This window comes from Curtobacterium sp. MCLR17_007, from assembly GCF_003234655.2.
Classification (GTDB): Bacteria; Actinomycetota; Actinomycetes; order Actinomycetales; family Microbacteriaceae; genus Curtobacterium.
In genome coordinates this window covers 3,263,639-3,288,798 of the sequence record NZ_CP126271.1, presented here as the reverse complement: position 1 = coordinate 3,288,798, position 25,160 = coordinate 3,263,639, and the positions used below count along the sequence as shown (strand labels likewise).

The window sequence follows — 25,160 nt, the reverse complement described above, 5'->3', positions numbered from 1 at the left end:
CGGCGAGTGGTCACAGGTCGTCGCTGCGCGCCGATCCGGTCGACGGTCTGCGACCGCTCGCGGGACGTGAGCGGGGTGTTGCGACCACTCGCGCAGCGCGAGGAGGGGTCGCGCAGTGCGGGGAGCTGTGCACGAGGGGCGGCGCCGCCGCGCTACAGCGAGGACGCGGGCACGCTGAGTGTGTCGCAGGTGCCGGCACCCTGCTCGTAGCCCTGCGTGAACCAGCGCACCCGCTGCGCGCTCGTGCCGTGGGTGAACGAGTCGGGGTCGACCTGTCCTCGCGAGCGCTGCTGGATGCTGTCGTCACCGACCGCGCTCGCGGCCGACAGCGCGTCCGCGATCTGCGCCCGCGTGAACGGCTCGAAGAACGTCGTGCCGTTCGCCGACTGCGTGGTGGCGGCGTCCCCCGCCCAGGCGCCGGCGTAGCAGTCCGCCTGCAGCTCGACGCGGACGCTGTCGGACGCGGCGCCGGAGCCGCTGCGGTCGGTGTCGGCGAAGGTGCCCTGGAGCTGCTGCACGTGGTGCCCCCACTCGTGCGCGACGACGTACATCTGCGCCAGCGGCCCGCCGGATGACCCGTACTCCGCCTGCAGGTCGTCGTAGAAGGCGGTGTCGAGGTAGATCGCGCGGTCGGGCGGGCAGTAGAACGGCCCCGTCGACGCCGAGGCCGTCCCGCACGCGGTGTCCGTCGACCCGTCGAACAGGAAGAAGTCGGGCGTCGAGTAGGTGATCCCGAGCTGCCGGCTCTCGGACGTCCAGTAGGTGTCGAGCGACTCGGCGGCACCCTCCATGCGGCAGTCGATGCTGGCGTTCGCGTCACGACCCGTGCGGCACTCGGCGACGGGCGACGCGTCGGAGCCGTCCTGCTGGATCGTGGTGACGCCGCTGCCGTCGCCGAGGACGCCGCTCAGGTCGACGCCGGTGAACTGCGCGATCAGGAACACCAGGATCGCCACGCCGCCCACACCACCCGCAGCGATGCCGGTGGTCCGTCCGCGCCGCTTGACCTTGCCGCCCTGCAGCTGCGAGTCGTCGTTGAACGTCATGCCCCGAGGGTACGGATCGCCGAGCCCGCGTGCACGGGGGCGCGAGTAGACACGGGGCATGCCCGTTCTCGACGAATCCCACCCCCTCTTCCTGTTCGCGATGGACCAGCGGTCGTCGCTGCTGGAGCACACCTACGACGAGTCCGGCGGCGAACCCGCGGACGAGGCCGAGGCGGAGCGCGTCCGCGCGGGCAAGCAGCTCGTCTACCGCGGGGTGCTGTCGGCACTGGCCGCCGGCGCGTCCCGCGAGCACACCGGGGTGCTGGTCGACGAGCGCTACGGCGCGGACGTCGCCCGGCTCACGAAGGAGGCCGGGCTGCAGCTCGCCATGCCCGTCGAGCGCTCCGGTCGCGAGTGGTTCGAGCTCGAGTACGGCGCCGACTGGATGGCCCACGTCGACGCCTTCGACCCGGACTGGGTGAAGGTGCTCGTCCGCGACAACCCCGCGTTCGACGCCGACCGTCGTGCGCAGCAGGCCGACGACCTGGCCGCCGTGTCCGCTGCCCTGCACGACGCCGGTCGGCCGTTCCTGGTGGAGCTCCTGGTCCCCGGCACCGACGAGCAGACGGCCTCCGTCGACGACTACGACCGCGACCTGCGCCCGGACCTGGTCGTTCAGGTGCTCGAGTACCTGCAGGACCACGGGGTCGAGGCCGACGTCTGGAAGCTCGAGGGGCTCGACCGACGCGAGGACGCCGAGCGTGTCGTCGCCACCGCGCGTCGCGACGGCCGGGACGCCGTGCAGTGCATCGTCCTCGGTCGCGACGCCCCGCAGGACCAGCTCGACGCGTGGCTGCGCACCGCGGCGTCGGTCGACGGCTTCGTCGGGTTCGCGATCGGCCGCAGCAACTGGGAGGAACCGCTCGAGGACGTCGTCCGCGAGCACCTCGACACCACGGCTGCCCAGGACCTCATCGCCGCGAACTACCGGCACTTCGTCGACACCTGGCTCGAGGCCCGCGGCGGGGTCGAGCACGGTGTGGACGCCGGCGGGATCTGACCCGCGGGGCACGGGCCGACCGGTTCAGGTCCGGATGAGGGGCTCGGTCGCGGCCAGGTCGTCCGCGATCCCGACGTCGACCAGTTCGATCCGACCGGCCAGGGTGGCACCGGGGCCGCGCAGCAGCCCGGCCTTCACCCCGCCGAACGTCACGGTGACGTCGGCCTGCAGCACGTGGTCGTCCGCCACGGCCCCGGTGTCCACGTCGATGCCGCTCGGCACGTCGACCGCGACGACGAACGGTGCGCGCTGGTCGCGGGCCAGTTCGCGGATCGCCTGGACGACCTCGCGGGCCGGGGAACGGAGCGCGGACGCGCCGTGCACGCCGATGCCGAGGACCGCGTCGAGCACCAGGTCGGCGCGGAGCGCCGCGTCCGTCGCCAGCTGTTCGGGCGCACCCTCCAGGAGGACCGCACCGGCTCCCAGCGCCGCTGCCAGGCCCGCCTCGTGCACGCGTGAGCCGACGCGCAGCACCTCCACGTGCCTCCCGTCCGATGCCAGGGCGGCACCCGCGAACAGCGCGTCACCGCCGTTGTCGCCGCTGCCCACCAGCAGCAGGACCGACCCCGGCCCGTCGTCCGGCCGCTCGGCCGGGTCGTCGAGGAGCCGACCCACGATGTGCGCGAGCCCGTCCGCTGCCCGCCGCATGAGGGGTTCGCCCGCGTCGAGGTGGGGCCGCTCCGCCGCTCGAACCTGATCGCCGCCGTAGCCGTCCATGGACGCCACAGTGCCCCGCTAGCCTGAGAGGTCATGTCACTCGTCCCCGCAGCGCCCCAGCCCCGCGCCGTCATGTCGCCCGACGGCCGACGCATCGCCACCTACGACTTCGGCGACCCCGACGCACCCGCGGTGGTGGCCGTGCACGGGTTCGCCTCGGCGGCCCTGCTGAACTGGCACGCGTCCGGGTGGACCCGCGACCTGGTCCGGGCCGGGTACCGCGTGGTGGCACTCGACCAGCGTGGGCACGGGGCGTCGTCGAAGCCGCACGAGCCCGACGCGTACTCGATGGACCTGCTGGTGGCCGACGTCACGACCGTCATCGACACCTACCTGCTCGACGACGTCGCCTTCCTCGGGTACTCGCTCGGTGCCCGCGTCGGGTGGCACACGGCCGAGCGCATCCCGGACCGCATCACGCGCGCCGTCCTCGGCGGGATCCCGGACGCCGACCCGATGCGCCGCGTCCGGGTCGACCAGGCGTGGGCGTACATCACCGACGGCACCCCGGTGGAGGACCGCGTGACGCAGGGCTACCTGACGATGGCGGCGAACGTCGAGGGCAATGACCTGCGGGCCCTGGTCGCGATGGTCGAGGGCATGCGGGACAGCGTCGAGCCGACGCCGTTGAACGCCCCCGCGCAGCCGGTCCTGATGGCGGCGGGCAGCGAGGACGGCATCCGCGACAGTGCCGTCCGGTTGGCCGAGGCGGCGCCGAACGCCTCGTTCTTCGAGATCCCGGGTCGCAACCACTTCAATGCCCCGACGTCGCGCGCGTTCCGCGAAGCGGCGATCGCGTTCCTCGGACAAGTGGGCTGACCGGTACCGCCAGGGCCTCTCGGCTCGGGGGAGCGCAGGCGTAGCGTCCGCCGCATGGAATACAGACTCCTCGGGAACAGCGGGACAGCGGTGTCCTCCCTCACCCTCGGCACCATGACCTTCGGCAGCGAAGCCGACGAAGCCACCTCACACCAGATGCTCGACGCCTTCGTCGCGGCCGGCGGCACGCTCGTCGACACGGCGGACGTGTACTCCGGCAACGAGTCGGAGCGCATCATCGGGCGGTGGCTCGCGTCCCACCCCACCGAAGCCCAGCAGGTCGTCATCGCGACGAAGGGCCGGTTCCCCCAGGGCGACGGCCCGAACGACCTCGGGCTGTCGCGGCGGCACCTGCGCGTGGCACTCGACGCCTCGCTCGAGCGGCTCGGCGTCGACCACATCGACCTCTACCAGATGCACGCGTGGGACGCCCTCACCCCGATCGAGGAGACCCTGCGCTTCCTCGACGACGCCGTCGCCGCGGGCAAGATCGGCACCTACGGGTTCTCGAACTACCTCGGGTACCAGATCACCAAGGCGGTCTACGAGGCGAAGGCGCACGGCTGGGCCCCGCCCGTGACCCTGCAGCCCCAGTACAACCTGCTCGTGCGCGACATCGAGCACGAGGTCGTCCCCGCGTGCCTCGACGCGGGCATCGGCATGCTCCCCTGGTCGCCCCTGGCCGGCGGCTGGCTGTCCGGCAAGTACCAGCGCGACGAGGCCCCCACCGGCTCGACGCGGCTCGGCGAGAACCCGGAGCGCGGCATGGAGGCGTGGGAGGCCCGCAACGGCGACGAGCGCACGTGGCAGGTCCTCGACGCGGTCTCCGCCGCTGCCGACGCACACGGTGCCTCGAAGTCGCAGGTCGCCCTCGCATGGCTGCTCGCACGCCCGGCCGTCACGAGCGTCATCCTCGGCGCCCGGACGGTGTCGCAGCTGCAGGACAACCTCGGCGCCGCGGACCTCGTCCTGACCGACGACGAGCTGCGGTCGCTCACCGACGCCAGCGCGCCGCGGATCGACGACTACCCCTACGGCACCGCCGGTGTCGCGCAGCGGGAGCGCAAGATCCAGGGCGGACGCTGAACATTCCTTGCGGGAAGCCGCGAGGTCGGTCAGGAAGCCTGGACGAGCCCCTCCGCACGGTGTCATCCTTCCGGTACGGCCGGCTGGTTACCGTGCTGAGCGCCAGGAACACTCCTGATCCGTGTTCCACCTGCGCCGAGAGCCCCGAGCGACACTGTCGCTCGGGGCTCTCGCTCTGCTGGGGCCAGCAGCGGGACTTGAACCCGCAACCCCCGTATTACAAGTACGGTGCGCTACCAATTGCGCCATGCTGGCTGACCCGCTCATCCTACCGATGCGCGGGCCCTGGCTCGCGTGCTATTCGGCCGCGGACTTCTCGGAGAAGTTCAGCGACAGCGAGTTCATGCAGTAGCGGTCGCCGGTGGGGGTGCCGAAGCCGTCGGGGAACACGTGCCCCAGGTGCGACCCGCAGTTCGCGCAGCGGACCTCGGTGCGGACCATGCCCATCGACTTGTCCTCGATGAGCGTGACGGCCTGGGGGTCGACCGACTCGTAGAACGACGGCCAGCCGCAGCCCGAGTCGAACTTCGTGCCGCTCTTGAACAGCTCTGCACCGCACGCCGCACAGGTGTAGATGCCGGCACGTTCCTCGTCCAGCAGCTGACCGGTCCAGGGCCGCTCGGTGCCGGCCTGCCGGAGGACGGCGTACTGCTCGGGGGAGAGTTCCTCGCGCCACTCGGCGTCGCTCTTCTCGACGTTGTATGCCATGGGTTCCTCCTGCTTCCGGTCGGGGTTCTTCGACCACTTCAGTAAACTCGCCCGGATGTCCGAGCATTCCGTGCACCGCACTCGATGGCCCCGCCTGACGACGGACGAACTGTACGGCATCGTCCGGCTGCGGAATCGGGTGTTCGCGCTCGAACAACGCGTCACGGACGAGGACTTCGACGGCCGCGACCGCGCGGTGGACACCGAGCACTGGTGGTTCGGAACCGACACCGAAGCGGTCGGGTACCTGCGACTGATCCGGCCAGCGACCGACGAGCGGCACCCCGCCGACAGCGTCCCACCGGCCTGGGTGGTCGGGCGGGTCGCCACGCACCCGGAGCACCGCGGCGTCGGCATCGCCAGTCGCCTGGTCGACGCGGTGCTGGGGGAGCACGGGCACGAACCGGTCGTCCTGCACGCCCAGGAGTACGTCGCCGCACTGTACGAGCGACACGGCTTCGTCCGGTTCGACGAGCCCTACGTCGAGGCCGGCATCCGGCACGTCGGGATGTACCGCGCGGCGAGCGCGTGAGCACGCGGGAGCGCTACGCGTCCTACGCCGACCGCATCGCCACCGTGTCCCCGTCCTACGCGGCCTGGGCCCGGTCGCTCGACGACGACCTCGTCGCGCTCCTCGACCGGGTCCCGGCGACGCAGCGGCAGCCTGAACTGCTCTTCGCGGTCGCGCGCAGCCTGGGTGCGGACCCGTCGGACCCGGGCGCGCTCCGCGCACTCGGACAGGAGGCCCGCCCCGCCCTGGTCACGGCCCTCACCACCGCGACGGTGCAGGCCAACGACCCGCGGCGGCTCGGTCCCGTCGTCCCGCTGCTCGCGGCGCTCGCCGAGTCGGTCGACCGGCCGCTCGGACTCGTGGACGTCGGGGCGTCCGCGGGGCTGTGCTCGATCCCGGACCGGGTGACGCTCGACTACCGCGTCGCAGCGGACGGCGCTCCGGACACCGATCCGGATCGCACCTCCGTCCCGACGTCGCACCCCGGTGCGCGGGGGCGCGATGTCCGTCAGGGAGTGCGACACCGCACCGTGCGGATGCACACCGCGCCCGCGGACCCGTCGATCCACCTGGTCGCCGACGCCTCGGGAGTGCTGCCGGCGCCGGCCACGAGGCCGATTCGCGTCGTGGCGCGGGTCGCCCTCGACCCGCACCCCATCGACCCGGCGGCGCCCGACGCACTCGACCGGCTGTCGCGGGCGGTGCCGCCGGAGGCCCTGGACCGGATCGCCCAGATGCGCGCGGCGATGTCGGCGACGCGCACCGTGCCTCCCGTCCGGGTCACCGGCCGTGTGCCGGACGACCTGGACCGCGCGGTCGACGCGCTGCCGGCCGGCTGCGAGCCCGTCGTCCTGACCACCGGCACGCTCGTCTACGTGCCGGGAGCCGCCCGGCAGCAGGTCGTCGACCGGATCCGCGAGCGTGGACTCCGGTGGATCGCGCTCGAGCGAACCGGCATCCTGACCGGTGTCGCGAGCACGCTGCCCGACGACGTCGACCCCGCCGACCCCGACGCCTTCGCGACGCTCTCGCTCGACGGGCGGGCCATCGCCGTGTCGGACGCGTTCGGCACCGTCATCCGGTGGCTCCGCCGGGTCTGAGAGCCCGCGAGGGCGATTCCGCGACAGTCCAGGGCCATGCCAGGGTCGGCATCCACCAGACCCCTACGATGTGCGAGACCTGTTCCCCGAACGCGATCGGACCGTCGTGACCACCATCCCCGCGGACGAGCTCAGCGAGCTCGCCAAGCACGTGCTCGCGTTCGAGCACGAGCGGGCACGGCACGACCGGACGAAAGAGGCGGAGATCCGTGTCGAGTTCGACATGTCGCCGGCGCGGTACTACCAGGTGCTCAACCGGGTGATCGACTCGCCCGCGGCGCTCGCGTACGACCCGCAGCTGGTCGGCCGCCTGCAGCGGCTGCGCCAGTCCCGCGTGGGTGCGCGGGCCGCCCGGAGCTTCGTCGCGCCGGACGCCGAGCGCGCTGTCCCGCCGGGCGCCGGGCGCTCTGTCGCGCCGGGCGCCGGGCGCTCTGGCGCGCCGGGCGCCGGCCGCTTCGTCGCGCCGGGGGCGGGGGCGACCTCGCCGGGACCCCACCGAACCGAAGAGGAACGATGACGAGATTCCCCCATGACCGTTTCGACGACGTGACCGATGGTCCGCGCGTCGGGGCGCACCGCGGCATGCACCGCCGCGGTCGCGGATGGATCGCGTTCGCCTGGGCGGCGCTGGCCACGGGGGTCCTCGTCGGGATCGGCGTGCTCGTGCTCGCCTTGCTCAACGGCAGCTACTCGTTCTCCGGGCCCGACGCGTCGTCGTCCCCGTCGGCGTCGGCGTCGTCGTCGGCATCGGCGGCGCCCTCCGAGTCGGCCTCCCCGTCCGAGCCCGCAGCTGCCGGGCCGTCCGACCAGGGCAGCACGACGCTCGTCGTCCTCAACGGCACGACGACCGCCGGGCTCGCCGCGAAGGGCACGGCGACGCTGACGACCGCCGGGTGGACCGTGACCTCGAGCGGCAACGCCGGGACGACCGGCACCGCGTCGACCGTCGTGTACTACCAGCAGGAGTCCCAGAAGGCCCTGGCGGAAGGCATCGCGAAGTCGATCGGCACCACCGCCGTGGAACAGTCGACTGCATTCCCGAACGCTGACGTGAGCGTCGTCCTGGGCGCCGACTACAGCGGTTGATCGGCGTTCTCGGACATTCCGCGCATCTGTTTGTAACAACTGTGTTTCCGGCACGTTGAGTTCCGGGGGTCACTGTGGGAAATGTCCGTCACACCCCTTGCCGGATCGTCGTTCCTGATTAGAGTCACAAGTGGTCAACCCGTGATCGGAATGTCGTCGGACCTCGGTGCGCACGCCAGGAACACCCCGGCCGGGACCCGACGGCGTCACCCGACGGCTCCGTCGTTCGCTACAGCAGTACCGCAGGGAGCAACAGATCATGGCCAACGGAACCGTGAAGTGGTTCAACGCCGAGAAGGGTTTCGGCTTCATCACCGTCGATGGAGGTGGCCAGGACGTCTTCGTCCACTACTCGGCCATCGACATGAACGGCTACAAGGTCCTCGAAGAGGGCCAGGCGGTGACGTTCGACGTCGGCACCGGGTCCAAGGGCCCGCAGGCCGAGTCGGTGCGTCCGGCGTAGTCGCCGAACCACTCGCGAACGCGTCGTCCCCTCGGGGGCGGCGCGTTCGTCCGTGTCGGGCCGGGGCGGCGCGTGTGTCCTGGCGGGCCGCGGCGTCGCGTGTGCCGGGCCGCGGCGTCGCGGGTGTCGTCGCGGTCGGGCTCGGTCCGTGTGTCCTGGCGGTCGGGCTCGTTCCGCGTGTTGCACTCTCAGGGGTCGAGTGCCAGAATCGGGCTTGGCACTCGGTCGTACTGAGTGCCAGGTGCACCGGCTGACGCCGCGTGCGCAGGCGCTCGGTCACGCTGAGCGCCGGAAGACCCCCACGTTGTCCGGGAGGGACGAGAAACTCACATGGCAAAGATCATTGCTTTCGACGAAGAGGCCCGTCGTGGCCTCGAGCGCGGCCTGAACCAGCTGGCCGACGCCGTGAAGGTGACGCTCGGCCCGCGCGGCCGCAACGTCGTCCTCGAGAAGAAGTGGGGCGCCCCCACGATCACGAACGACGGTGTCTCCATCGCCAAGGAGATCGAGCTCGACGACCCGTACGAGAAGATCGGTGCCGAGCTCGTCAAGGAGGTCGCCAAGAAGACCGACGACGTCGCCGGTGACGGCACGACCACCGCGACCGTGCTCGCCCAGGCCCTCGTCCGCGAAGGCCTCCGCAACGTCGCCGCCGGTTCGGACCCCGTCTCGCTGAAGCGCGGCATCGAGAAGGCCGTCGCGGCCGTCTCGGACCAGCTGCTCGCGAACGCCAAGGAGATCGAGACCAAGGACCAGATCGCCGCCACCGCGTCGATCTCGGCCGCGGACCCGACCATCGGTGCGCTCATCGCCGAGGCGATCGACAAGGTCGGCAAGGAAGGCGTCGTCACCGTCGAGGAGTCCAACACCTTCGGCACTGAGCTCGAGCTCACCGAGGGCATGCGCTTCGACAAGGGCTACCTGTCGCAGTACTTCGTGACGGACCCCGAGCGTCAGGAAGCCGTCTTCGAGGACGCCTACATCCTGATCGTCAACTCGAAGATCTCGAACATCAAGGACCTGCTGCCGGTCGTCGACAAGGTGATCCAGGCGGGCAAGCAGCTCCTCATCATCGCTGAGGACGTCGACGGCGAGGCCCTGGCCACGCTCGTCGTGAACAAGATCCGCGGCATCTTCAAGTCCGTCGCCGTCAAGGCCCCGGGCTTCGGCGACCGTCGCAAGGCCATGCTGCAGGACATCGCGATCCTGACCGGTGGCCAGGTCATCTCCGAAGAGGTCGGTCTCAAGCTCGAGAACGCCACGCTCGACCTGCTGGGCAAGGCGCGCAAGGTCGTCATCACCAAGGACGAGACCACCATCGTCGAGGGTGCCGGCGACAGCGAGCAGATCGCGGGCCGCGTCCGTCAGATCCGTTCCGAGATCGAGGCGACCGACTCCGACTACGACCGCGAGAAGCTCCAGGAGCGCCTCGCCAAGCTCGCCGGTGGCGTCGCCGTCATCAAGGCGGGTGCCGCGACCGAGGTCGAGCTCAAGGAGCGCAAGCACCGCATCGAGGACGCCGTCCGCAACGCCAAGGCCGCTGTGGAAGAGGGCATCGTCGCCGGCGGTGGCGTCGCCCTCATCCAGGCCGGCAAGGTCGCGCTCGACGGGCTCACGCTCGAGGGTGACGAGGCGACGGGCGCGAACATCGTCCGCGTCGCGATCGACGCGCCGCTCAAGCAGATCGCGCTCAACGCCGGTCTCGAGCCCGGTGTCGTCGCCGCCAAGGTCCGCGAGCTCGAAGCGGGCTGGGGCCTCAACGCCGCGACCGGTGAGTACGTCGACCTGATCGCCGCGGGCATCATCGACCCGGCCAAGGTCACGCGCTCGGCGCTGCAGAACGCCGCGTCGATCGCCGGTCTGTTCCTCACGACCGAGGTCGTCGTCGCCGACAAGCCCGAGCGCGCTGCTGCCGCTCCCGCTGGCGACCCGACGGGTGGCATGGACTTCTGATCCAGTCCTGACACGGAAGGGCCCTCGCACGCTGCGCGTGCGGGGGCCCTTCCGCGTGCGTGGCCCTTCCCGCCGCCACCCCCCCACCCCGCCTGCCCCCCAGGCATCGGGGCACACGTCGCACGACCCGCCGCTCAATCCCGTCGAGGTCGCTCAGCGTGCCGCTCGCGCTCGGCGACGCCGACACTCTGCGCGACGTCGGTGTCGCGTCCACGGCGTTTCCTGCGACCGCCTCGGCCGTGCATCCTCCTGCACAGGAGGGCCGTTCGAGTCGGTCTCCACAGGTTCGGTGCAAGGCGGGCCCAGTTCGCACGCCGGCGTGATCCTGCTGGGTATGGCACGTCCTCGTCCGCTCCCGCCGCACATCGTCTCCGGCCCGTTCCGCGTTCGGGACGCGCTCGCCTCCGGTGTCGATGCCGGCCGTCTCCGCCGTCGTGACCTCCATGCCGTCATCCACGGAGTCCGGTCGACTGAGCCATCGTCCGTGGTCCAGGCGCTCGCGGTGGTCATGCGGTGCGACCAGTTCTTCAGCCACACGACGGCAGCCGGCCTGTGGGGCGCTCCATTGCCGAGCCACGTCCAAGACCGGTCCGCGGTGCACGTGTCCACGGCCGGGGCGGGACCGCTGATGCGGCGTCCGGGCATCGTGGCGCATCGAGCGCACGTCACCCCCGACCAAGTCACCACGCTCGACGGCGGCCTCCGAGTGAGCAGCCCGGCCCGGGCGTGGTTCGAGTGCGCGGCGGAGTTGGACCTCCGGTCGCTCGTCATCGTCGGCGACGCGCTCGTCGGGCGCAGCGAGCACACGACCATCGGTGACCTGGCTGCACAGATCCGACCGGGCAACCGTCACGTTCGGTTGGCGCGGGCAGCCCTCGACCACGTCCGGGTCGGATCCGAGTCGCCCATGGAGACAGGTCTGCGGCTCGACGTGATCGACGCCGGGTTCCCAGAGCCCGAACTCAATCTCGAAGTACGCGACGACGCCGGGCACTTCCTGGGGCGTGTCGACATGGCGTGGCCCGCGTACCGCATCGCGCTCGAGTACGACGGCGACCACCATCGGGAACGGGACGCTTTCCGACACGACCAGCGCCGTGGGAACGGCTTCGCGGTGAGTGACTGGCTCGTCATCCACGCCACCGGCGCTGACGCGGTGCGCACGGCTGTGCTGTTCGAGCGACTTCGTCAGGCGTTCGCGCAACGCTCGCGGATCCACGTCGAATGACATGCCGCGCGCGTGCCGTCCACGTCGCAGAACCTGTCTGTCGCGACGTCGCATAACTCGCCGCGGGCGAGCGATCGACGTCGCGGAGTCGGCCGTCGTCCGCGGTGAAGAGCGGCAGGTTGAGCGACTTCGGCGGAGGTGAGCGGCGGGTTGTGCGACGCGGAGATGCGCGGGACGCGCGGCGGGCAGCCGCGCGCCGCGGCGTCAGGACGCGGGGGGCGCCTCGGGAGCGAGGGTCGGCGCCCAGTCACGGGGGAGCAGGGGGAGCCAGATGCGGAAGGTGGCACCGCCACCGGGGGTGTCGATGACCTCGACCGACCCGCCGTGCGCCGCGACGATCCCGGACACGATCGCGAGCCCCAGGCCCGAGCCGCCCGTGTCCCGCGCGCGCGAGGTGTCGGCACGCCAGAAGCGCTGGAAGATCTTCTCGCGCAGCTGCGGCGGGATCCCCTCGCCGTGGTCGATGACGTCGATGTGCGCCATCCCACGGTCGTCGTCGACGCCGATGCCGATCTCGATGGGGTCGTCGTACGCGGTGAAGCGCATGGCGTTGCCCATCAGGTTGGTCACGACCTGGCGGATCTTGTTCTCCTCGGCCAGGACGATCGGCGGACGCTTCGGCAGCACGACCGTGGGCAGGGGAGTGGTCTCGGTGCCGACCGGCCCCTCGATCTCCATCGCCCGGTTGCGCCGGGCACGCAGCCGCGCCAGGGTCTGGCGCGAGAACGCGATCGGCCCCGTGGTGTTCGCCGACGGGGACGTGGGGGCGGAGTCGGCCGAGGTCGGGGTGACGGCACCCGGTCCGAACGCCGACGGCGCCCGCACGGCCTGGGGCACGTTCTCGCCCGTGACCGAGTCCTCGACCAGGACCTGGATCTCGCGGTCGGGGTTCGACGCCATGGTGTCGAGCGCTGAGTCGCGGGCGATGGCGACCAGGTCGACCGGCCCGAGCTCGAGCGGCTTGGACTCGTCGATGCGGGCGAGCTGCAGGAGGTCCTGCACGAGCAGCCCCATGCGCTGCGCCTCTTTCTCGATGCGCTCCATCGCCTGGGCGACGTCCTCGTCCTTGCGGAGCGCACCCATCCGGTAGAGCTCGGCGTACCCGCGGAGCGACACCAGCGGCGTGCGGAGTTCGTGCGAGGCGTCGCCGACGAAGCGACGCATCTGCGCGATCGTGCGTTCGCGGTCCTCGAACGCGCTGTCGATCCGCTCGAGCATCGCGTTGAGCGACCGGTTCAGGCGACCGACCTCGGTGTTCGGGGTGTCGGCGTCGAGGCGCTGGTTGAAGTCGCCGGCAGCGAACCGGGCGGCGGTGTCCTCGACGTCGCGCAGGGGGTCGAACGTCGCGGTCACGAGCAGCCGGGTCAGCATCGCGCCGAGCAGGATCACCGAGACGCCGAACCCCAGGAAGATCACCGTGAACCGGGCGATCGTCTGGTCGGTGTCCGCGCTCGACACGGCGACGAGCACGTAGCCGGTCTCGGTCGCACCCGTCGTCAGGTTCTGCAGGTTGGCGGGGATGACCTGCGCGCGCCACTCGTGGTTGTGCTGCTTGTCGTAGAGCGTGAACGGGGTGTTCGCCTTGGTCGCGGCCGGGAAGTCGACGGTCGCGATGTCCGGCTGCGAAGTCGATTGCGTGTCGCAGATCTGCTTGCCGTCGCTGTCGTAGGCGGCGACGTAGGAGCTCTTCTCGAGCACCATCGTGAGCTTGCAGTACTGCTCACCGTCGCTGATGTTCTGCCCCTCGAGCTGCGAGGTCGTCGTCGTGACCTGGTTGTCGAGCCGGGAGACCAGGTAGGTGGACAGGACGGTCATCGTGCCCAGGCCGGCGACGAGCAGCCCGAGCGCCACCAGGAGCACCGTGATCCCGGTGATCTTGGTGCGCAGGGAGATCCCGTCCCACCAGCGGTTCATTCTCGCGTGCATGCTGCCCCAACGGTAGACGGCGCCCGACCGGTGAAACCGGACGAGCGCCGTGAGAACGGCGCCCGCCCGGTGGAACCGGACGAACGCCGTGAGGACGACCGGGCGACGAGCCCGCCCGCACGTGGGCTACGAGGCCTTGGACGCCTTGAGCATGTACCCGAAACCACGCTTGGTCTGGATGATCGGCTCGGTGGAGTACTGGTCGAGCTTGCGACGCAGGTACGAGATGTAGGACTCGACGATGCCGGCGTCGCCGTTGAAGTCGTACTCCCACACGTGGTCGAGGATCTGCGCCTTCGACAGCACGCGGTTGGGGTTCAGCATGAGGTAGCGCAGCAGCTTGAACTCGGTGGGCGAGAGCTCGATCTGCGCGTCGCCGATCGTGACCTCGTGCGTGTCCTGGTCCATGGTGAGCTCGCCGGCGCGGATGATCGCGTCTTCTTCGTCGTTCATCGTGCGACGCAGGATCGCCTTGATGCGGGCGACGATCTCGTCGAGCGAGAACGGCTTGGTCACATAGTCGTCGCCACCGACCGTGAGCCCGGTGATCTTGTCCTCGGTGTCGTCCTTCGCGGTGAGGAAGAGGATCGGCGAGGTGTACCCGGACGAGCGCAGGCGCTTGGTGACACCGAACCCGTTCATGTCGGGGAGCATGACGTCGAGGATGATGAGGTCGGGTTCTTCCTCGAGCACGGCGGAGATGGCCTGGGCGCCGTTCCCCACTGCGCGGACGGCGAACCCGGCGAACCGCAGCGAGGTCGTCAGGAGGTCGCGGATGTTCGGCTCGTCATCGACGATGAGGATCTTGGGTCCATCGGTCATGGCCCTATCCTCTGACTGTTCCCTAAGCGTTCCCTGAGAGCGTCTGGGGTACGCCCTGGATCTGGTCGGCGTCGAGGATCGTGTACGAGTAGCCCTGCTCGGCCAGGAACCGCTGCCGGTTCTGGGCGAAGTCCTGGTCCACGGTGTCGCGGGTCACGAGCGTGTAGAACGACGCGGGGAGGCCGTCCTTGTTCGGCCGCAGCAGCCGACCGAGCCGCTGCGCCTCTTCCTGCCGCGACCCGAACGACCCGGACACCTGGACGGCGACCGTGGCGTCGGGCAGGTCGACGGAGAAGTTCGCGACCTTGGAGACGACCAGGACGTCGATCTCGCCGTCGCGGAACGCCTGGTACAGCCGCTCGCGCTCGTCGACGGGCGTCGACCCGGTGATCTCGGCCGCGTCGAGGGAGGCAGCGAGTGCGTCGAGCTGGTCGATGTACTGCCCGATCACCAGGATCTGCTCGCCGCGGTGCTTCTCGATCAGGGCCCGGACGACCGGGGTCTTGGCCGGCGTCGTCGCCGCGAGCCGGTAGCGCTCGTCGTCGCTCGACGCCGCGTACTCCAGCCGGTCCTCGTGCGGCAGGTCGATGCGGACCTCGTAGCACTCGGCTGGGGAGATGTAGCCCTGGGCCTCGATCTCCTTCCACGGGGCGTCGTACCGCTTCGGACCGATGAGCGAGAACACGTCGCCCTCGCGGCCGTCCTCGCGAACGAGGGTCGCGGTGAGTCCCAGGCGACGACGGGCCTGCAGGTCGGCGGTCAGCTTGAAGACGGGCGCCGGCAGCAGGTGGACCTCGTCGTAGACCACGAGGCCCCAGTCGAGCGCGTCGAGGAGCGACAGGTGCGTGTACTCGCCCTTCCGGCGCGCGGTGAGGATCTGGTAGGTCGCGATCGTGACGGGCCGGATCTCCTTGACACTGCCGGAGTACTCGCCGATCTCGTCCTCGGTGAGCGACGTCCGCTTGAGCAGCTCGGACCGCCACTGTCGCGCGGAGACGGTGTTCGTGACGAGGATGAGCGTGGTCGCCTTGACGGTGGCCATCGCCCCCGCGCCGACGAGCGTCTTGCCCGCGCCACACGGCAGCACGACGACGCCGGACCCCTGCGCGAAGAAGCTCTGGACCGCGTCCTGCTGGTACTGGCGCAGGTCCCACTCGGTGGTGTCGAGGTCGATCGCGTGCGGCTGTCCGGGGGTGTACCCGGCCAGGTCCTCGGCCGGCCAGCCGAGCTTCACCAGCTCCTGCTTGACCTGCCCGCGTGCCCACTGCTGCAGCTCGATCGCGGTGTCGGACCGCTTGTCGCCGAGCAGCGGCTTGATGCGCTTGGACCGGGTCACCTCGGCGAGGACGGTCGGGTCGGTCGCCGTCAGCAGCAGCCTCGGCTGGCGCTCGAGCTCCTCGCCCGGCGAGTTCGCGATGACCGGCGCGTCCTCGCGCTCCTCGCGGCGGATGACGAGCCGGCCGTACCGGCTGACGGTGTCGCGGATGTCGACGGTGACGCTCTGCGGCACCGGGAACTTCGCGAAGCGCTCGAGGGTGGCGATCATGCTCTCGGCGTCGTGGCCCGCGGCGCGCGCGTTCCACAACCCCAGGCGCGTGACCCGGTAGGTGTGCACGTGTTCGGGGGCGCGTTCGAGCTCGGCGAACACCGCGAGCTCGTGGCGTGCGTCCTCGGCGTCGGGGTGTGCGACCTCGAGCAACACCGTGCGGTCGCTCTGGACGATCAGCGGTCCGTTCATGACCTGCCAGCCTAGCCGGGTGCGCCTGGGTCAGGCTTCGCTGTCGACGGACACGACGAGCGACAGGGGCAGGGTGCGCTCCACGTCGGCCGCCGTGTCCTTGCCGCGGATGCGTCCGGCGGCGACGGACGTGGGCACGATCGAGAACGGCCGCTCGGTGCCGTCCGGCATCCGGACGACGACGCGGATGGGTGTGCGACCCCGGACGGCCAGGTCGATCTGCCGTCCGAGCCACTCCTGCTCCGGCTCGGCGTCGCCCCGTTCCGTCGTGAGACGGAGCCGTCCGACGACGGCGCGCGCGGCGGCTTCCGGCGACCGGGTCGCGGCACGGCGACGACCGGGAGGCCCGTGGTGCGTCTCGGGGCGGGCGCCGGGTTGCAGCACGGCCGGGTAGCGCTGGTCCTCCAGCGCCGCGTGGACGACGTGCGCCGGGTAGCGGGTCACCAGTGTCGTCAGGTCGGGCCGCTCCCACGCCATCTGGCGGAGCTCGGCGTCCACCCCGATCAGGTCGAGCTGGTCGGGGGTGCCGCGCACGACGGCACCGAGCCCGTCCCCCGCTCGGTCGACCACGATGCTGCCGTCACGGGCGGCGACCTCGTCGACCAGGTAGGCCAGGGGCTGCGGGACGCCGGTCAGTCCGATGCGTTCGAACAGGCCGAGCACGTCGTCGCGGGACCTGCCGGCGCGCAGGGCCCGCCGCAGGGAGTCGTCCGACACGCGGTACCGTGCGGCGAGCCCCGGGGCCTCGAGGTCGGCGACGCTGCGGAGCTCGGCGTCGGCCGCGGGGGCGAGCGGTCCGGGTGCGATGACCGTCAGGTCGTGCTGCAGGTACACGCCCTCGACCGTCTGCGGCAGGTCGTCGGCGGCGACCCGGGCAGCGGCGGACGCGTCGTCGCCGAGCAGGGTCGAGCCGGAGTCGGTGACGATGCCCTCGACGGTCAGTCCGAGCGCGTTCGCGGTGCCGGCGACGTCGAGCAGGGTCGCGTCCAGCCAGCGCGCGCCGGCGGGGTAGGCCCAGCGGCCGAGGGCGACCAGGTCGCGCCAGTCCGTGCCCGCGAGTGCGAGGACGTCGTGCACCGCGGGGTCGAGCATGTCGTGCCAGCGCGTGACGAGGTCGGTCCACCGCTCCGGCCACGAGGTCGTCAGCCACGCTCGGCCGGTGTCGGTGAGTGCCCAGGTGTGGTCGTCCGGGACCGTGAAGCGGATGTGCGCGAGCAGCGCGAGGCGTCCGGGGACGACCTCGGCGTCGGCGCCGGACCGCTCGGCGAGCTGTCGGGCGAGCGGGGACCCGATGCCGCCCTTGACCAGTTCGCGCACGCCGCCGTCCTCGACCGCCCGCAGGAGCTCGGCGAGCACGGTCATCGTCGTGAACGCGTGCTCGGCGCCCGTGGCGCGTGCGGCGTCCGGGCCGACCGTGTCGGTGACGGGACGGTCGGGGCGGTCGTGCTGCGAGCCTCCCCCCACCGGCACGGCCGACTCGCCGCTGGCGGGTCGATCCGGAACCGGCGGCGTGGCCCCATGCAGGGCTGCGAGGTCGGGGTGGGCGGCCACGCGTGCGGCGACCGCGTCGTCGACCCGGCCGTCGTCGTCTGCCAGGCCGAGGGCGACGGCGGGAGCCAGGTCGTCACCCGTCGAGCCGTCCCGGAGCGCCAGCAGGGTGCGGCGGGGGAGTCGCTCGACCGCTGCGTCGACCGCGGCCTCGGCGCGGAATGCCTCGGCGAGGTCGAAGAAGTCGGTGATGCTCTGGGGCCCGGTCTCACCGAGCACGGCGGTGGGCAGACCGCGCGCGACGATCAGCCGCTCGAGGTCGTCGTCCGGCATCGCCCGCAGTCGGGCGGCCAGGTCGGCGGTGGTCGTCATCGTCCTTCGCCCGCGTCCGGAGCGGACGTCAGCGTGCCTCGTTCTTGTGTTCGCGGGCCTTGCGCGTCCAGACGGTCGCGAGCAGTGCCAGGATCAGCACCATCGCGATGGGCGGTCCGACGTAGATCACGCTGAGGGCGACCGGCCAGATGCCGGTGCCGGGGATCGTGCCGATGGTCAGCCACCCGACGATCATCACGATGAAGCAGATGATCGTGAAGAGGACGATCCCACCGACCATGAACGCGATGACGCGTTCGGTACGATTGGACGTCGCCGGGGGTTGCGCGGAGTTCCGCGTGTCCCCGGGGGATCGGGTCGGCTTGGCCATCTGCCCAGGATATCCGCACCACGGCCGCACACACATCGAGGAGTCCACGCATGCCCACCGGCAAGGTCAAGTTCTACGACGACCAGAAGGGGTTCGGGTTCATCACCGGCGACGATGGTGACCAGGTGTTCCTGCACGCGTCCTCGCTGCCAGAGGGCACGACCACCGTCAAGGCCGGTGCGCGACTCGAGTACGGCGTCGTGCAGGGCAACAAGGGCTCCCAGGCGCTGTCGGTCCGGCTGCTCGACCCGAAGCCGTCGCTGGCGAAGATGTCGCGGCGTTCGGCGGACGACATGGCCGTGATCGTCGAGGACCTCGTGAAGGAGCTCGACCGGATCAGCGGGGACCTCCGCCACGGCCGCTACCCGAAGAACGGCACACGCATCGCCGCGATCCTGCGGCACGTCGCAGACCAATTGGACGCATGACCATGACGACCGAGCACACCGACCTGACCGAACTGGCCCGCACCGCGCTGCTCGAGGTGACCCCGGAGTCCACCGTCGGCGCCCCCGCGGGCACCACGGACGAGGGCGACGGGGTGGTCTCGGTCCTCTTCGCGAACCGAATGCCCGGCTACCCCGGGTGGCGCTGGACCGTCAGCATCGCCCATGTCGAGGGCGACGAGCCCACGGTGCTCGAGGTCGAGCTCATGCCCGGTGACGGTGCGCTGCTCGCCCCGGAGTGGGTGCCGTGGTCGGAGCGGCTGGCCGAGTACCGCGCGGCGCAGGACGACGAGGCGCACGACGAGTCCGATGACGAGGACGACCAGGACGACGACGCTGACTACGACGAGTCCGACGACGACGAGTCGGACGACGACGAGTCGGACGACGACGACGATGACGAGTCGGACGACGACGATGACGACGAGTCGGACGACCAGTTCGACGAGGACGACGACTTCACGGACGCCGACGAGGGCGACCTCGCCGAGTCGGACGACGACGAGATCGAGGGCGTCGACGTCGACCAGCTCGCAGACGTCCGCGAGCCCGCCCCTGACGAGCAGCACTGACGAGCAGCACTGACGAGCAGCGCTGACACCGTCACACTGCACCGACGAACGGACACGGCACCGCGGATCTCCGCGGTGCCGTGTCCGTTCCGTGGTGCTGTGGCGTGCGCTGACCCGCGCCGGCGTGCGCTGACCCGCGCCGGCGTGCGCTGACCCGCGCCGGCGTGCGCTGACCCGCGCCGGCGTCAGGCGCCGAGCTGGCCGACGACGTAGGTGATCGCCCGCACGAGCTGCTGCACGTCGTCGGGGTCGATCGCCGTGAAGGTCGCCACGCGCAGCTGGTTCCGCCCGAGCTTCCGGTACGGCTCTGTGTCGACGATGCCGTTCTGGCGGAGCGTCGCGGCCACGGCGGCGGCGTCGATCGCGTCGTCGAGGTCGATCGTCGCCACGACCTGCGACCGGTGCTGCGGGTCGGTGACGAACGGCGTCGCCCAGTCGACCGACTCGGCCCAGTCGTAGAGCGTCGAGGACGAGGTCTTGGTGCGGACGTCCGCCCACGCGAGTCCGCCCGAGCCGTTGATCCACGACACCTGGTCGTCGAGCAGCAGGAGGGTCGAGAGGGCCGGGGTGTTCAGCGTCTGGTTCAGACGGGAGTTGTCGACGGCGTTCTTGAGCGACAGGAACTCGGGGATGTAGCGGCCCGAGGCGGCGATGCGCTCGACGCGCTCGATCGCCGCGGGCGAGAACAGCGCCAGCCAGAGCCCACCGTCCGAGGCGAAGTTCTTCTGCGGTGCGAAGTAGTAGACGTCCGTGGCGCTGACGTCGAACGCCGCACCGCCGGCGGCGCTGGTGGCGTCGACGACCGTGAGCGCACCGGGGTCGCCCTCGGCGCGGACGACCGGTGCCATCACGCCGGTCGAGGTCTCGTTGTGCGGGTAGGCGTAGACGTCGACGCCCTCGACGATCTCGAGCTCGGAGCGCGACCCGCCCGGTGCCTGCACGACGTGCGGTGCCTCGAGCCACGGGGCGGCGGCGGCCTTGGCGAACTTCGACCCGAACTCGCCGAAGGACAGGTTCTCGGCGCGGCGCTCGATCAGCCCGAACGCCGCGGCGTCCCAGAACGCGGTCGAGCCACCGTTGCCGAGGACCACTTCGTAGCCGTCGGGCAGCTGGAAGAGCTCGGCGAGACCGGAGCGCACGGAGCCGACCAGGTCCTTCACGGGCGCCTGGCGGTGGGAGGTGCCGAGGATCGTCGCCCCGCGGGTCACGAGGGACTCGAGCTGCGCACCACGGATCTTGGACGGGCCGCACCCGAAGCGTCCGTCGGTCGGGAGGAATTCAGCGGGGATGACGATGTCTGCCATGGGCCGATCCTACCGATCACTGGTATCCCAACCGACCTGCACCGGAAGCGACTGGATGTCGGGTTGTCGCCGCGAACAAGTAGGGTGGGTCGCGCTGGAGCCGGACAGGAGAGGGCGGACCGTGACCGATCTCGTCGACACAACCGAGATGTACCTGCGGACGATCCTCGACCTCGAGGAAGAGGGGATCGTCCCGCTGCGCGCGCGCATCTCCGAGCGCCTCGGGCACTCCGGCCCGACCGTCTCGCAGACGATCGCCCGCATGGAACGCGACGGCCTGGTCGTCGTGTCGGGTGACCGGCACCTCGAGCTCACCGTCGAGGGGCGCTCGCGCGCCACCCACGTGATGCGCAAGCACCGTCTCGCCGAGCGACTGCTCTCCGACGTCATCGGCCTGGACTGGGCGTTCGTCCACGACGAGGCCTGTCGTTGGGAGCACGTGATGAGCGAGCAGGTCGAGATCCGCCTGCTCGAGATGCTCGGCAACCCGACCGAGTCCCCCTACGGCAACCCGATCCCCGGCCTGGCCGAGATCGGCGGACCCGACGCCGGCGGCTTCCTCGACGGCGTCCGCAACATCGTCGCCGCGACCGAGGGCACCGACGCGGTGGCGACCGGTGTCATCCGTCGCCTGGGTGAGCCCGTCCAGTTCGAGCCGGAGCTCCTGCACCAGCTGCGCTCGGCGGGCGTCATGCCCGGCCGACTCGCCAGTGTGCAGCGCGCCGGGGCGTACGTCGCGGTGCGCGTCGACGGCGAGGACGCGGGCATCGAGCTCCCCTCCGAGGTCGCGCAGCACGTCTACATCGACGCCGCCTAGCCCGACCGGGGTACGCCGCCGGGGGACGACGTCGAGCGATTGACGCAAGCCCTGGCGCAAAATCAAACTTCCATCCTGACCAGGGCTTCTTTACCGTTCCGTTACCAAACGGCGTTTTCGTCTCGACAAGGTAACGGTCCGCCCGTACACTCGACGAGTCCCCGGGCTGACAACGACCCGGGTACCCGTGGCAGGACGTCTCGAACCCGTCTCCTGCCTCGATCGGAGACGATGACGAACGGATGGGGTCGCGCACGTCGCAGGTCACGCAGTCGGTGGCCGGTGGTGTGTGATGACGAGACGCCGGAGACCTCCCTCTTGACGCAGACCGGTACGCCCGCGGACGTGACGCCCGTGAACCCGACGAACACCGAGAACGCCGCCAGCCCGACCGATGCCCCGCTCACCCGGCGGGCGAGCCGCGAGGCCGAAGGCCGGACGCCCCGCCGGTCCTCCGCCACCGCGGCGATGCGCGCGACCGGCACCCACGCCGTCCGCAGGGCCGAACCCGCTCCGCGCACCGCGACGACGAAGCCCTCGTCGGTCTCGCGCAAGCGTCGCTTCATGGCACCGATCGTCCTGACCGTCGCCGCGGGCATGTTCGGCACGATGGCCGTCCCCGCAGCGTTCGCCGCGACGCAGCCGTCCGGTGCCTCCGACGCCGCGACCGCACAGCAGGCCGCGCGCACCACCGAGAGCCAGCAGCTGTCCGTCTCCGACGCCGCGGCCCTCGCCGACACGGGCCGCGACGGGTACTCCGCGACCGCGCAGTCCACGCTCGACGCCGCGAAGCACGCGGCTGACGTCGCCGCAGCCCGTGCGGCCGCGGCCAAGCAGTACGCGGCGTACACGGGCCCGACCAAGAGCGACTACCTGGCCTCGTCGACGACGAACACCACGACCGCAGCGTCCACCGCGGCCGCTCCCGCAGCCGGCACGCCGTTCTCCCTGCCCGCCGTCGTCGCGACCGCCAAGCAGTACATCGGCACCCCGTACGTCTTCGGTGGCGCCACCCCGGCCGGCTTCGACTGCTCGGGCTACGTGATGTTCGTGTACGCCCAGTACGGCATCAACCTCGCGCACTCGGTCCCGCTGCAGGACCAGGCCGGCACGACCATCCCCGAGTCCCAGGCCCAGCCCGGCGACGTCGTCATCTTCAACAACGAGGCGCACGACGGCTTCTACATGGGCAACGGCATGATCATGGACGCCCCGAAGCCCGGCGGCGCCGTGTCGATCCGCAAGATCTGGACGAGCGACTACCACATCGTCCGGATGGGCATCTGACGTCCGACCAGAACCTGAACACTCTCCGAACCGGTTCAGCACCCCTCGTGCTGGGCCGGTTCCTGGGTTAATCTGGCCCCATCGGCCCGTCACGGCCCGAACAGGAGACCTGATGTCCACGTCACACACGACCCGCACCATGGGTCGGCGCGCGTACGTCGACATACGGTCGACGACGACCTGCGTGCACCCGCACGTCCCGGTGTGACCGAGAGCACTGCCCGCCAGGGTGGTGCTCTTCTTCGTTCCGGGGGCAGTCCGTCCTCACCCGTTCGTCCCGACCGGTCCGGTGCCCGCACCGCCTGGAAGCCGTCCAGGCTCGTCGGAAGGGAACCCATGCGCACTCTCGTCCTCAACGCCGGTTACGAGCCCCTCGCGGTCATCTCGTTCCGGCGGGCCCTCGTGCTGGTCATGAACCAGAAGGCCGCCATCGTCGCCGCTGACCTCGACCACCCCGTCACGGGATCGACGTCCACCTACGACCGCCCGTCGGTCATCATCCTCACCAGGTACGTGCGCATCCCGCACTCCCGCCTGGTGCCCGTGTCGCGACGTGGGGTCCTGCGTCGTGACGCGAACCGGTGTGCGTACTGCGACCGGCATGCCACGACCATCGACCACGTGCAGCCCAAGTCGCGCGGCGGGGCCGACTCGTGGGAGAACCTCGTCGCCTGCTGCCTCGCCTGCAACAACGAGAAGGGCGACCGCACACCGCGCGAGATGGGGTGGCAGCTCCGGTTCCGCCCGAAGGCACCGCACGGCTCGAGCTGGGTGGTCCGGGGCGTGGAGCGCCCCCAGGCGGAGTGGGACGAGTACCTGGTCGCCGCGTAGTGACGAACGGGAGGCCCGTGGCGGCGCCGCCACGGGCCTCCCGTCCGTCCCGTCTCACCTGCTGGGCGTGAGCCGGTAGACGAGACCGGCCGTGTCGTCCGTCACGTACAGGGCGCCGTCCGGTCCGGGAACGGCATCGACGGACCGTCCCCAGCGCGAGCCGGATGCCGTCTGGAAGCCCTCCACGATCGTGTGCGGCTGGCCGAGCGTCCCGCTGTCGTCGTCCCAGGCGCTGTAGGACACCGACGGTGGGCGCGGCGGCTGCCGGTTCCACGACCCGTGCGTCGTGATGAGCGCGCCGTCGTCGTACGCCTGCGGCAGCGCACTTTCCCGCGTGAAGACGAAGCCGATCGGGGCACTGTGTGCCGGCAGCCCGACCATGGTCGTGGTCACCGTGCCGCAGTCGAGCGCGTCGCCGTCGGGGTTGTTCGCCGGTTGCCGCACGTATCCCAGGTCGAGCAGGTCGGGCTTGCCGCGGGAGTCGGGGACGCAGTACGGCCACCCGAGTTCGGCGCCGCGCGTGATCCGGGTGACCTGGTCGTTCGGGTGCTCGTTGACGTACGCCTGGACCCGCTGGCCGTACCTGCCCGTGCCGTCGTGGAACGGGTACGGCTGCTGGTCGGCCTGGTTCACCGCGGTGAAGAGCGTGCCGTCCGGGGCGTGGGCGAGGCCCTCGCCGTTGCGCACCCCGGTGGCCAGGAGCGTGTCGCCGCTGCCGTCCAGTCCGACCTGCCGGATCACGGCGCGGTCGGGGTTCGCCTGCCGGTCGGCGCCGCTGTCGTTCGTGCCGGAGCCGATGTCGTAGGTGACGATGCCGTTCCGCACGGCGACGAACTTGCCGCCGTGGCCACCGGTCGGCAGGTCGTCGACCAGCACGCGGCGATCGGTGAGTGCGCCGCTCCGCCAGTGCCACGTCACGATGCGCGAGTCCTCGCCGAGCACGACGACGGTCTGGCCGTCCTGCTGCGTGACGGCCACGCCCTGGGGATCGTCGAGGCCCGACGCCAGGCGCTGCACAGACGGGGCGCGGTCGCCGCTGCGGGGCGTGAGTCGGAGGAGCTCCCCGCGGTCGCCGGTGGTCAGCAGCATGCTGCCGTCGGGCAGCCACGCCGCCATGCGTGCTCCGTCCGCATCGGCCCAGACCTCGGCCCGCCACCCCTGTGGCACGCGGAGGGAGCGCCCGGCCGCAGCACCGGCGTCCGCGCCGTCCGCGACCGTGAGGCGGACCGCGCGCAGGCCGTCCGAGGGGTTGCCGGTGACCGCCGCGGTGCTGGCGGCGCCCGTCGGCGTGTCCTCGGTGCGCGCGTCGGTGGCGGTGCAGGCGCTGACGGTGGCGACCAGCAGCACTGCGGCCGCGACCCCGGTCAGGCGGTGGGTGGTCGACATGGCGTGTCCTTCCGGTGGACTCCCGAGCGTGTCCGTGTCCGAGTGTCCACCCCCGCAGCACGGCGGACGCTGCGTAGGGTCGGGAACAGGATGACGCCGACGTCATCCGCACCCGACGGAGGG

Annotated in this window: 25 protein-coding genes and 1 tRNA gene; 15 read left to right on the top strand and 11 right to left on the bottom strand. The window is 71.1% G+C overall.

The features are described 5' to 3' along the window. Positions 1-152 precede the first annotated feature (152 nt). Positions 153-1,046 carry a KPN_02809 family neutral zinc metallopeptidase gene (gene ypfJ, locus DEJ13_RS15545; protein ID WP_111106400.1) on the bottom strand — a complete coding sequence of 298 codons (894 nt, stop codon included), beginning with the start codon at positions 1,044-1,046 and terminating at the stop codon, positions 153-155. Between the two features lie 58 nt (positions 1,047-1,104). On the opposite strand from ypfJ, the gene DEJ13_RS15540 reads away from it, so the two are divergent. Further along, positions 1,105-2,046 carry a 2-deoxy-5-keto-D-gluconate 6-phosphate aldolase domain-containing protein gene (locus DEJ13_RS15540; protein WP_111106401.1) on the top strand — a complete coding sequence of 314 codons (942 nt, stop codon included), beginning with the start codon at positions 1,105-1,107 and terminating at the stop codon, positions 2,044-2,046. Positions 2,047-2,070: 24 nt separating this feature from the next. On the opposite strand, the gene DEJ13_RS15535 is transcribed toward DEJ13_RS15540, so the two are convergent. Continuing rightward, positions 2,071-2,763: an NAD(P)H-hydrate epimerase gene (locus DEJ13_RS15535; RefSeq protein WP_111106402.1), complete on the bottom strand. Its 693-nt coding sequence runs from the start codon at positions 2,761-2,763 to the stop codon at positions 2,071-2,073. Between the two features lie 33 nt (positions 2,764-2,796). On the opposite strand from DEJ13_RS15535, the gene DEJ13_RS15530 reads away from it, so the two are divergent. Next, on the top strand, positions 2,797-3,582 hold the full coding sequence (locus tag DEJ13_RS15530; RefSeq protein WP_111106403.1) for an alpha/beta fold hydrolase: 786 nt from the start codon (positions 2,797-2,799) through the stop codon (positions 3,580-3,582). A gap of 54 nt (positions 3,583-3,636) precedes the next feature. Continuing rightward, positions 3,637-4,668, top strand: coding sequence for an aldo/keto reductase (locus DEJ13_RS15525; RefSeq protein WP_111106404.1), 1,032 nt, complete (start codon positions 3,637-3,639; stop codon positions 4,666-4,668). 179 nt (positions 4,669-4,847) lie between these two features. Here DEJ13_RS15525 and DEJ13_RS15520 read toward each other — a convergent pair. Together DEJ13_RS15520 and msrB are read right to left on the bottom strand one after the other, a co-directional pair. Beyond that, positions 4,848-4,923 (bottom strand) — tRNA-Thr (locus DEJ13_RS15520). A 42-nt stretch (positions 4,924-4,965) separates the two neighbouring features. Then, complete coding sequence (msrB, locus tag DEJ13_RS15515; protein WP_111106405.1) at positions 4,966-5,376, bottom strand: peptide-methionine (R)-S-oxide reductase MsrB; 411 nt, start codon at positions 5,374-5,376, stop codon at positions 4,966-4,968. Positions 5,377-5,431: 55 nt separating this feature from the next. Here msrB and DEJ13_RS15510 point away from each other — a divergent pair, with 55 nt between their 5' ends. The 7 genes from DEJ13_RS15510 (at position 5,432) to DEJ13_RS15480 (ending at position 11,717) form a co-directional block, all read left to right on the top strand. Beyond that, positions 5,432-5,908: a GNAT family N-acetyltransferase gene (locus DEJ13_RS15510; protein WP_181436969.1), complete on the top strand. Its 477-nt coding sequence runs from the start codon at positions 5,432-5,434 to the stop codon at positions 5,906-5,908. Next, positions 5,905-6,987, top strand: a complete 1,083-nt coding sequence (locus tag DEJ13_RS15505) for a DUF2332 family protein (protein ID WP_111106407.1) — start codon at positions 5,905-5,907, stop codon at positions 6,985-6,987. The genes DEJ13_RS15510 and DEJ13_RS15505 overlap by 4 nt, the downstream gene beginning before the upstream one ends. A gap of 106 nt (positions 6,988-7,093) precedes the next feature. Continuing rightward, positions 7,094-7,504, top strand: a complete 411-nt coding sequence (locus DEJ13_RS15500; RefSeq protein WP_258374054.1) for a DUF3263 domain-containing protein — start codon at positions 7,094-7,096, stop codon at positions 7,502-7,504. Continuing rightward, the gene (locus DEJ13_RS15495) at positions 7,501-8,073 is read left to right on the top strand and encodes a LytR C-terminal domain-containing protein (protein WP_111106408.1); all 573 of its coding nucleotides are present in this window, start codon (positions 7,501-7,503) and stop codon (positions 8,071-8,073) included. Before DEJ13_RS15500 ends, DEJ13_RS15495 begins: the two co-directional genes overlap by 4 nt. A 259-nt stretch (positions 8,074-8,332) precedes the next feature. Then, entirely contained in the window at positions 8,333-8,536 is a 204-nt protein-coding gene (locus tag DEJ13_RS15490) for a cold-shock protein (RefSeq protein WP_056120541.1), read from the top strand. A gap of 330 nt (positions 8,537-8,866) precedes the next feature. Next, positions 8,867-10,489 carry a chaperonin GroEL gene (gene groL / locus DEJ13_RS15485; protein ID WP_111106409.1) on the top strand — a complete coding sequence of 541 codons (1,623 nt, stop codon included), beginning with the start codon at positions 8,867-8,869 and terminating at the stop codon, positions 10,487-10,489. 484 nt (positions 10,490-10,973) lie between these two features. Next, positions 10,974-11,717, top strand: a complete 744-nt coding sequence (locus DEJ13_RS15480) for a putative endonuclease domain-containing protein (protein ID WP_220037560.1) — start codon at positions 10,974-10,976, stop codon at positions 11,715-11,717. Positions 11,718-11,921: 204 nt separating this feature from the next. Here the strand turns inward: DEJ13_RS15480 and DEJ13_RS15475 are convergent, their stop codons facing one another. From DEJ13_RS15475 to DEJ13_RS15455, 5 genes are all read right to left on the bottom strand, one after another. Continuing rightward, positions 11,922-13,643 carry a sensor histidine kinase gene (locus DEJ13_RS15475; RefSeq protein WP_111106410.1) on the bottom strand — a complete coding sequence of 574 codons (1,722 nt, stop codon included), beginning with the start codon at positions 13,641-13,643 and terminating at the stop codon, positions 11,922-11,924. Between the two features lie 126 nt (positions 13,644-13,769). Then, positions 13,770-14,465: a response regulator transcription factor gene (locus DEJ13_RS15470; protein WP_056120555.1), complete on the bottom strand. Its 696-nt coding sequence runs from the start codon at positions 14,463-14,465 to the stop codon at positions 13,770-13,772. A 22-nt stretch (positions 14,466-14,487) separates the two neighbouring features. Further along, the gene (locus DEJ13_RS15465) at positions 14,488-16,203 is read right to left on the bottom strand and encodes a DNA repair helicase XPB (protein WP_056120557.1); all 1,716 of its coding nucleotides are present in this window, start codon (positions 16,201-16,203) and stop codon (positions 14,488-14,490) included. A gap of 30 nt (positions 16,204-16,233) precedes the next feature. Beyond that, complete coding sequence (locus DEJ13_RS15460; RefSeq protein WP_056120561.1) at positions 16,234-18,063, bottom strand: helicase-associated domain-containing protein; 1,830 nt, start codon at positions 18,061-18,063, stop codon at positions 16,234-16,236. Between the two features lie 28 nt (positions 18,064-18,091). After that, entirely contained in the window at positions 18,092-18,394 is a 303-nt protein-coding gene (locus DEJ13_RS15455) for a hypothetical protein (RefSeq protein WP_056120567.1), read from the bottom strand. A 50-nt stretch (positions 18,395-18,444) separates the two neighbouring features. Here DEJ13_RS15455 and DEJ13_RS15450 point away from each other — a divergent pair, with 50 nt between their 5' ends. Then, on the top strand, positions 18,445-18,822 hold the full coding sequence (locus DEJ13_RS15450) for a cold-shock protein (RefSeq protein ID WP_056120570.1): 378 nt from the start codon (positions 18,445-18,447) through the stop codon (positions 18,820-18,822). Continuing rightward, the gene (locus tag DEJ13_RS15445) at positions 18,819-19,412 is read left to right on the top strand and encodes a DUF3027 domain-containing protein (protein WP_111106411.1); all 594 of its coding nucleotides are present in this window, start codon (positions 18,819-18,821) and stop codon (positions 19,410-19,412) included. The genes DEJ13_RS15450 and DEJ13_RS15445 overlap by 4 nt, the downstream gene beginning before the upstream one ends. A 185-nt stretch (positions 19,413-19,597) precedes the next feature. Here the strand turns inward: DEJ13_RS15445 and serC are convergent, their stop codons facing one another. After that, positions 19,598-20,716 carry a phosphoserine transaminase gene (gene serC, locus DEJ13_RS15440; protein WP_056120576.1) on the bottom strand — a complete coding sequence of 373 codons (1,119 nt, stop codon included), beginning with the start codon at positions 20,714-20,716 and terminating at the stop codon, positions 19,598-19,600. Positions 20,717-20,837: 121 nt separating this feature from the next. Here serC and DEJ13_RS15435 point away from each other — a divergent pair, with 121 nt between their 5' ends. The 3 genes from DEJ13_RS15435 (at position 20,838) to DEJ13_RS15425 (ending at position 23,651) form a co-directional block, all read left to right on the top strand. Further along, positions 20,838-21,533, top strand: a complete 696-nt coding sequence (locus DEJ13_RS15435) for an iron-dependent transcriptional repressor DtxR (protein ID WP_056120578.1) — start codon at positions 20,838-20,840, stop codon at positions 21,531-21,533. 345 nt (positions 21,534-21,878) lie between these two features. Further along, positions 21,879-22,820, top strand: a complete 942-nt coding sequence (locus DEJ13_RS15430; protein ID WP_146245196.1) for a C40 family peptidase — start codon at positions 21,879-21,881, stop codon at positions 22,818-22,820. Between the two features lie 336 nt (positions 22,821-23,156). After that, on the top strand, positions 23,157-23,651 hold the full coding sequence (locus tag DEJ13_RS15425; RefSeq protein WP_056120587.1) for an HNH endonuclease: 495 nt from the start codon (positions 23,157-23,159) through the stop codon (positions 23,649-23,651). Positions 23,652-23,705: 54 nt separating this feature from the next. On the opposite strand, the gene DEJ13_RS15420 is transcribed toward DEJ13_RS15425, so the two are convergent. After that, the gene (locus DEJ13_RS15420) at positions 23,706-25,037 is read right to left on the bottom strand and encodes a PQQ-dependent sugar dehydrogenase (RefSeq protein WP_111106413.1); all 1,332 of its coding nucleotides are present in this window, start codon (positions 25,035-25,037) and stop codon (positions 23,706-23,708) included. Between the last annotated feature and the right edge of the window lie 123 nt (positions 25,038-25,160).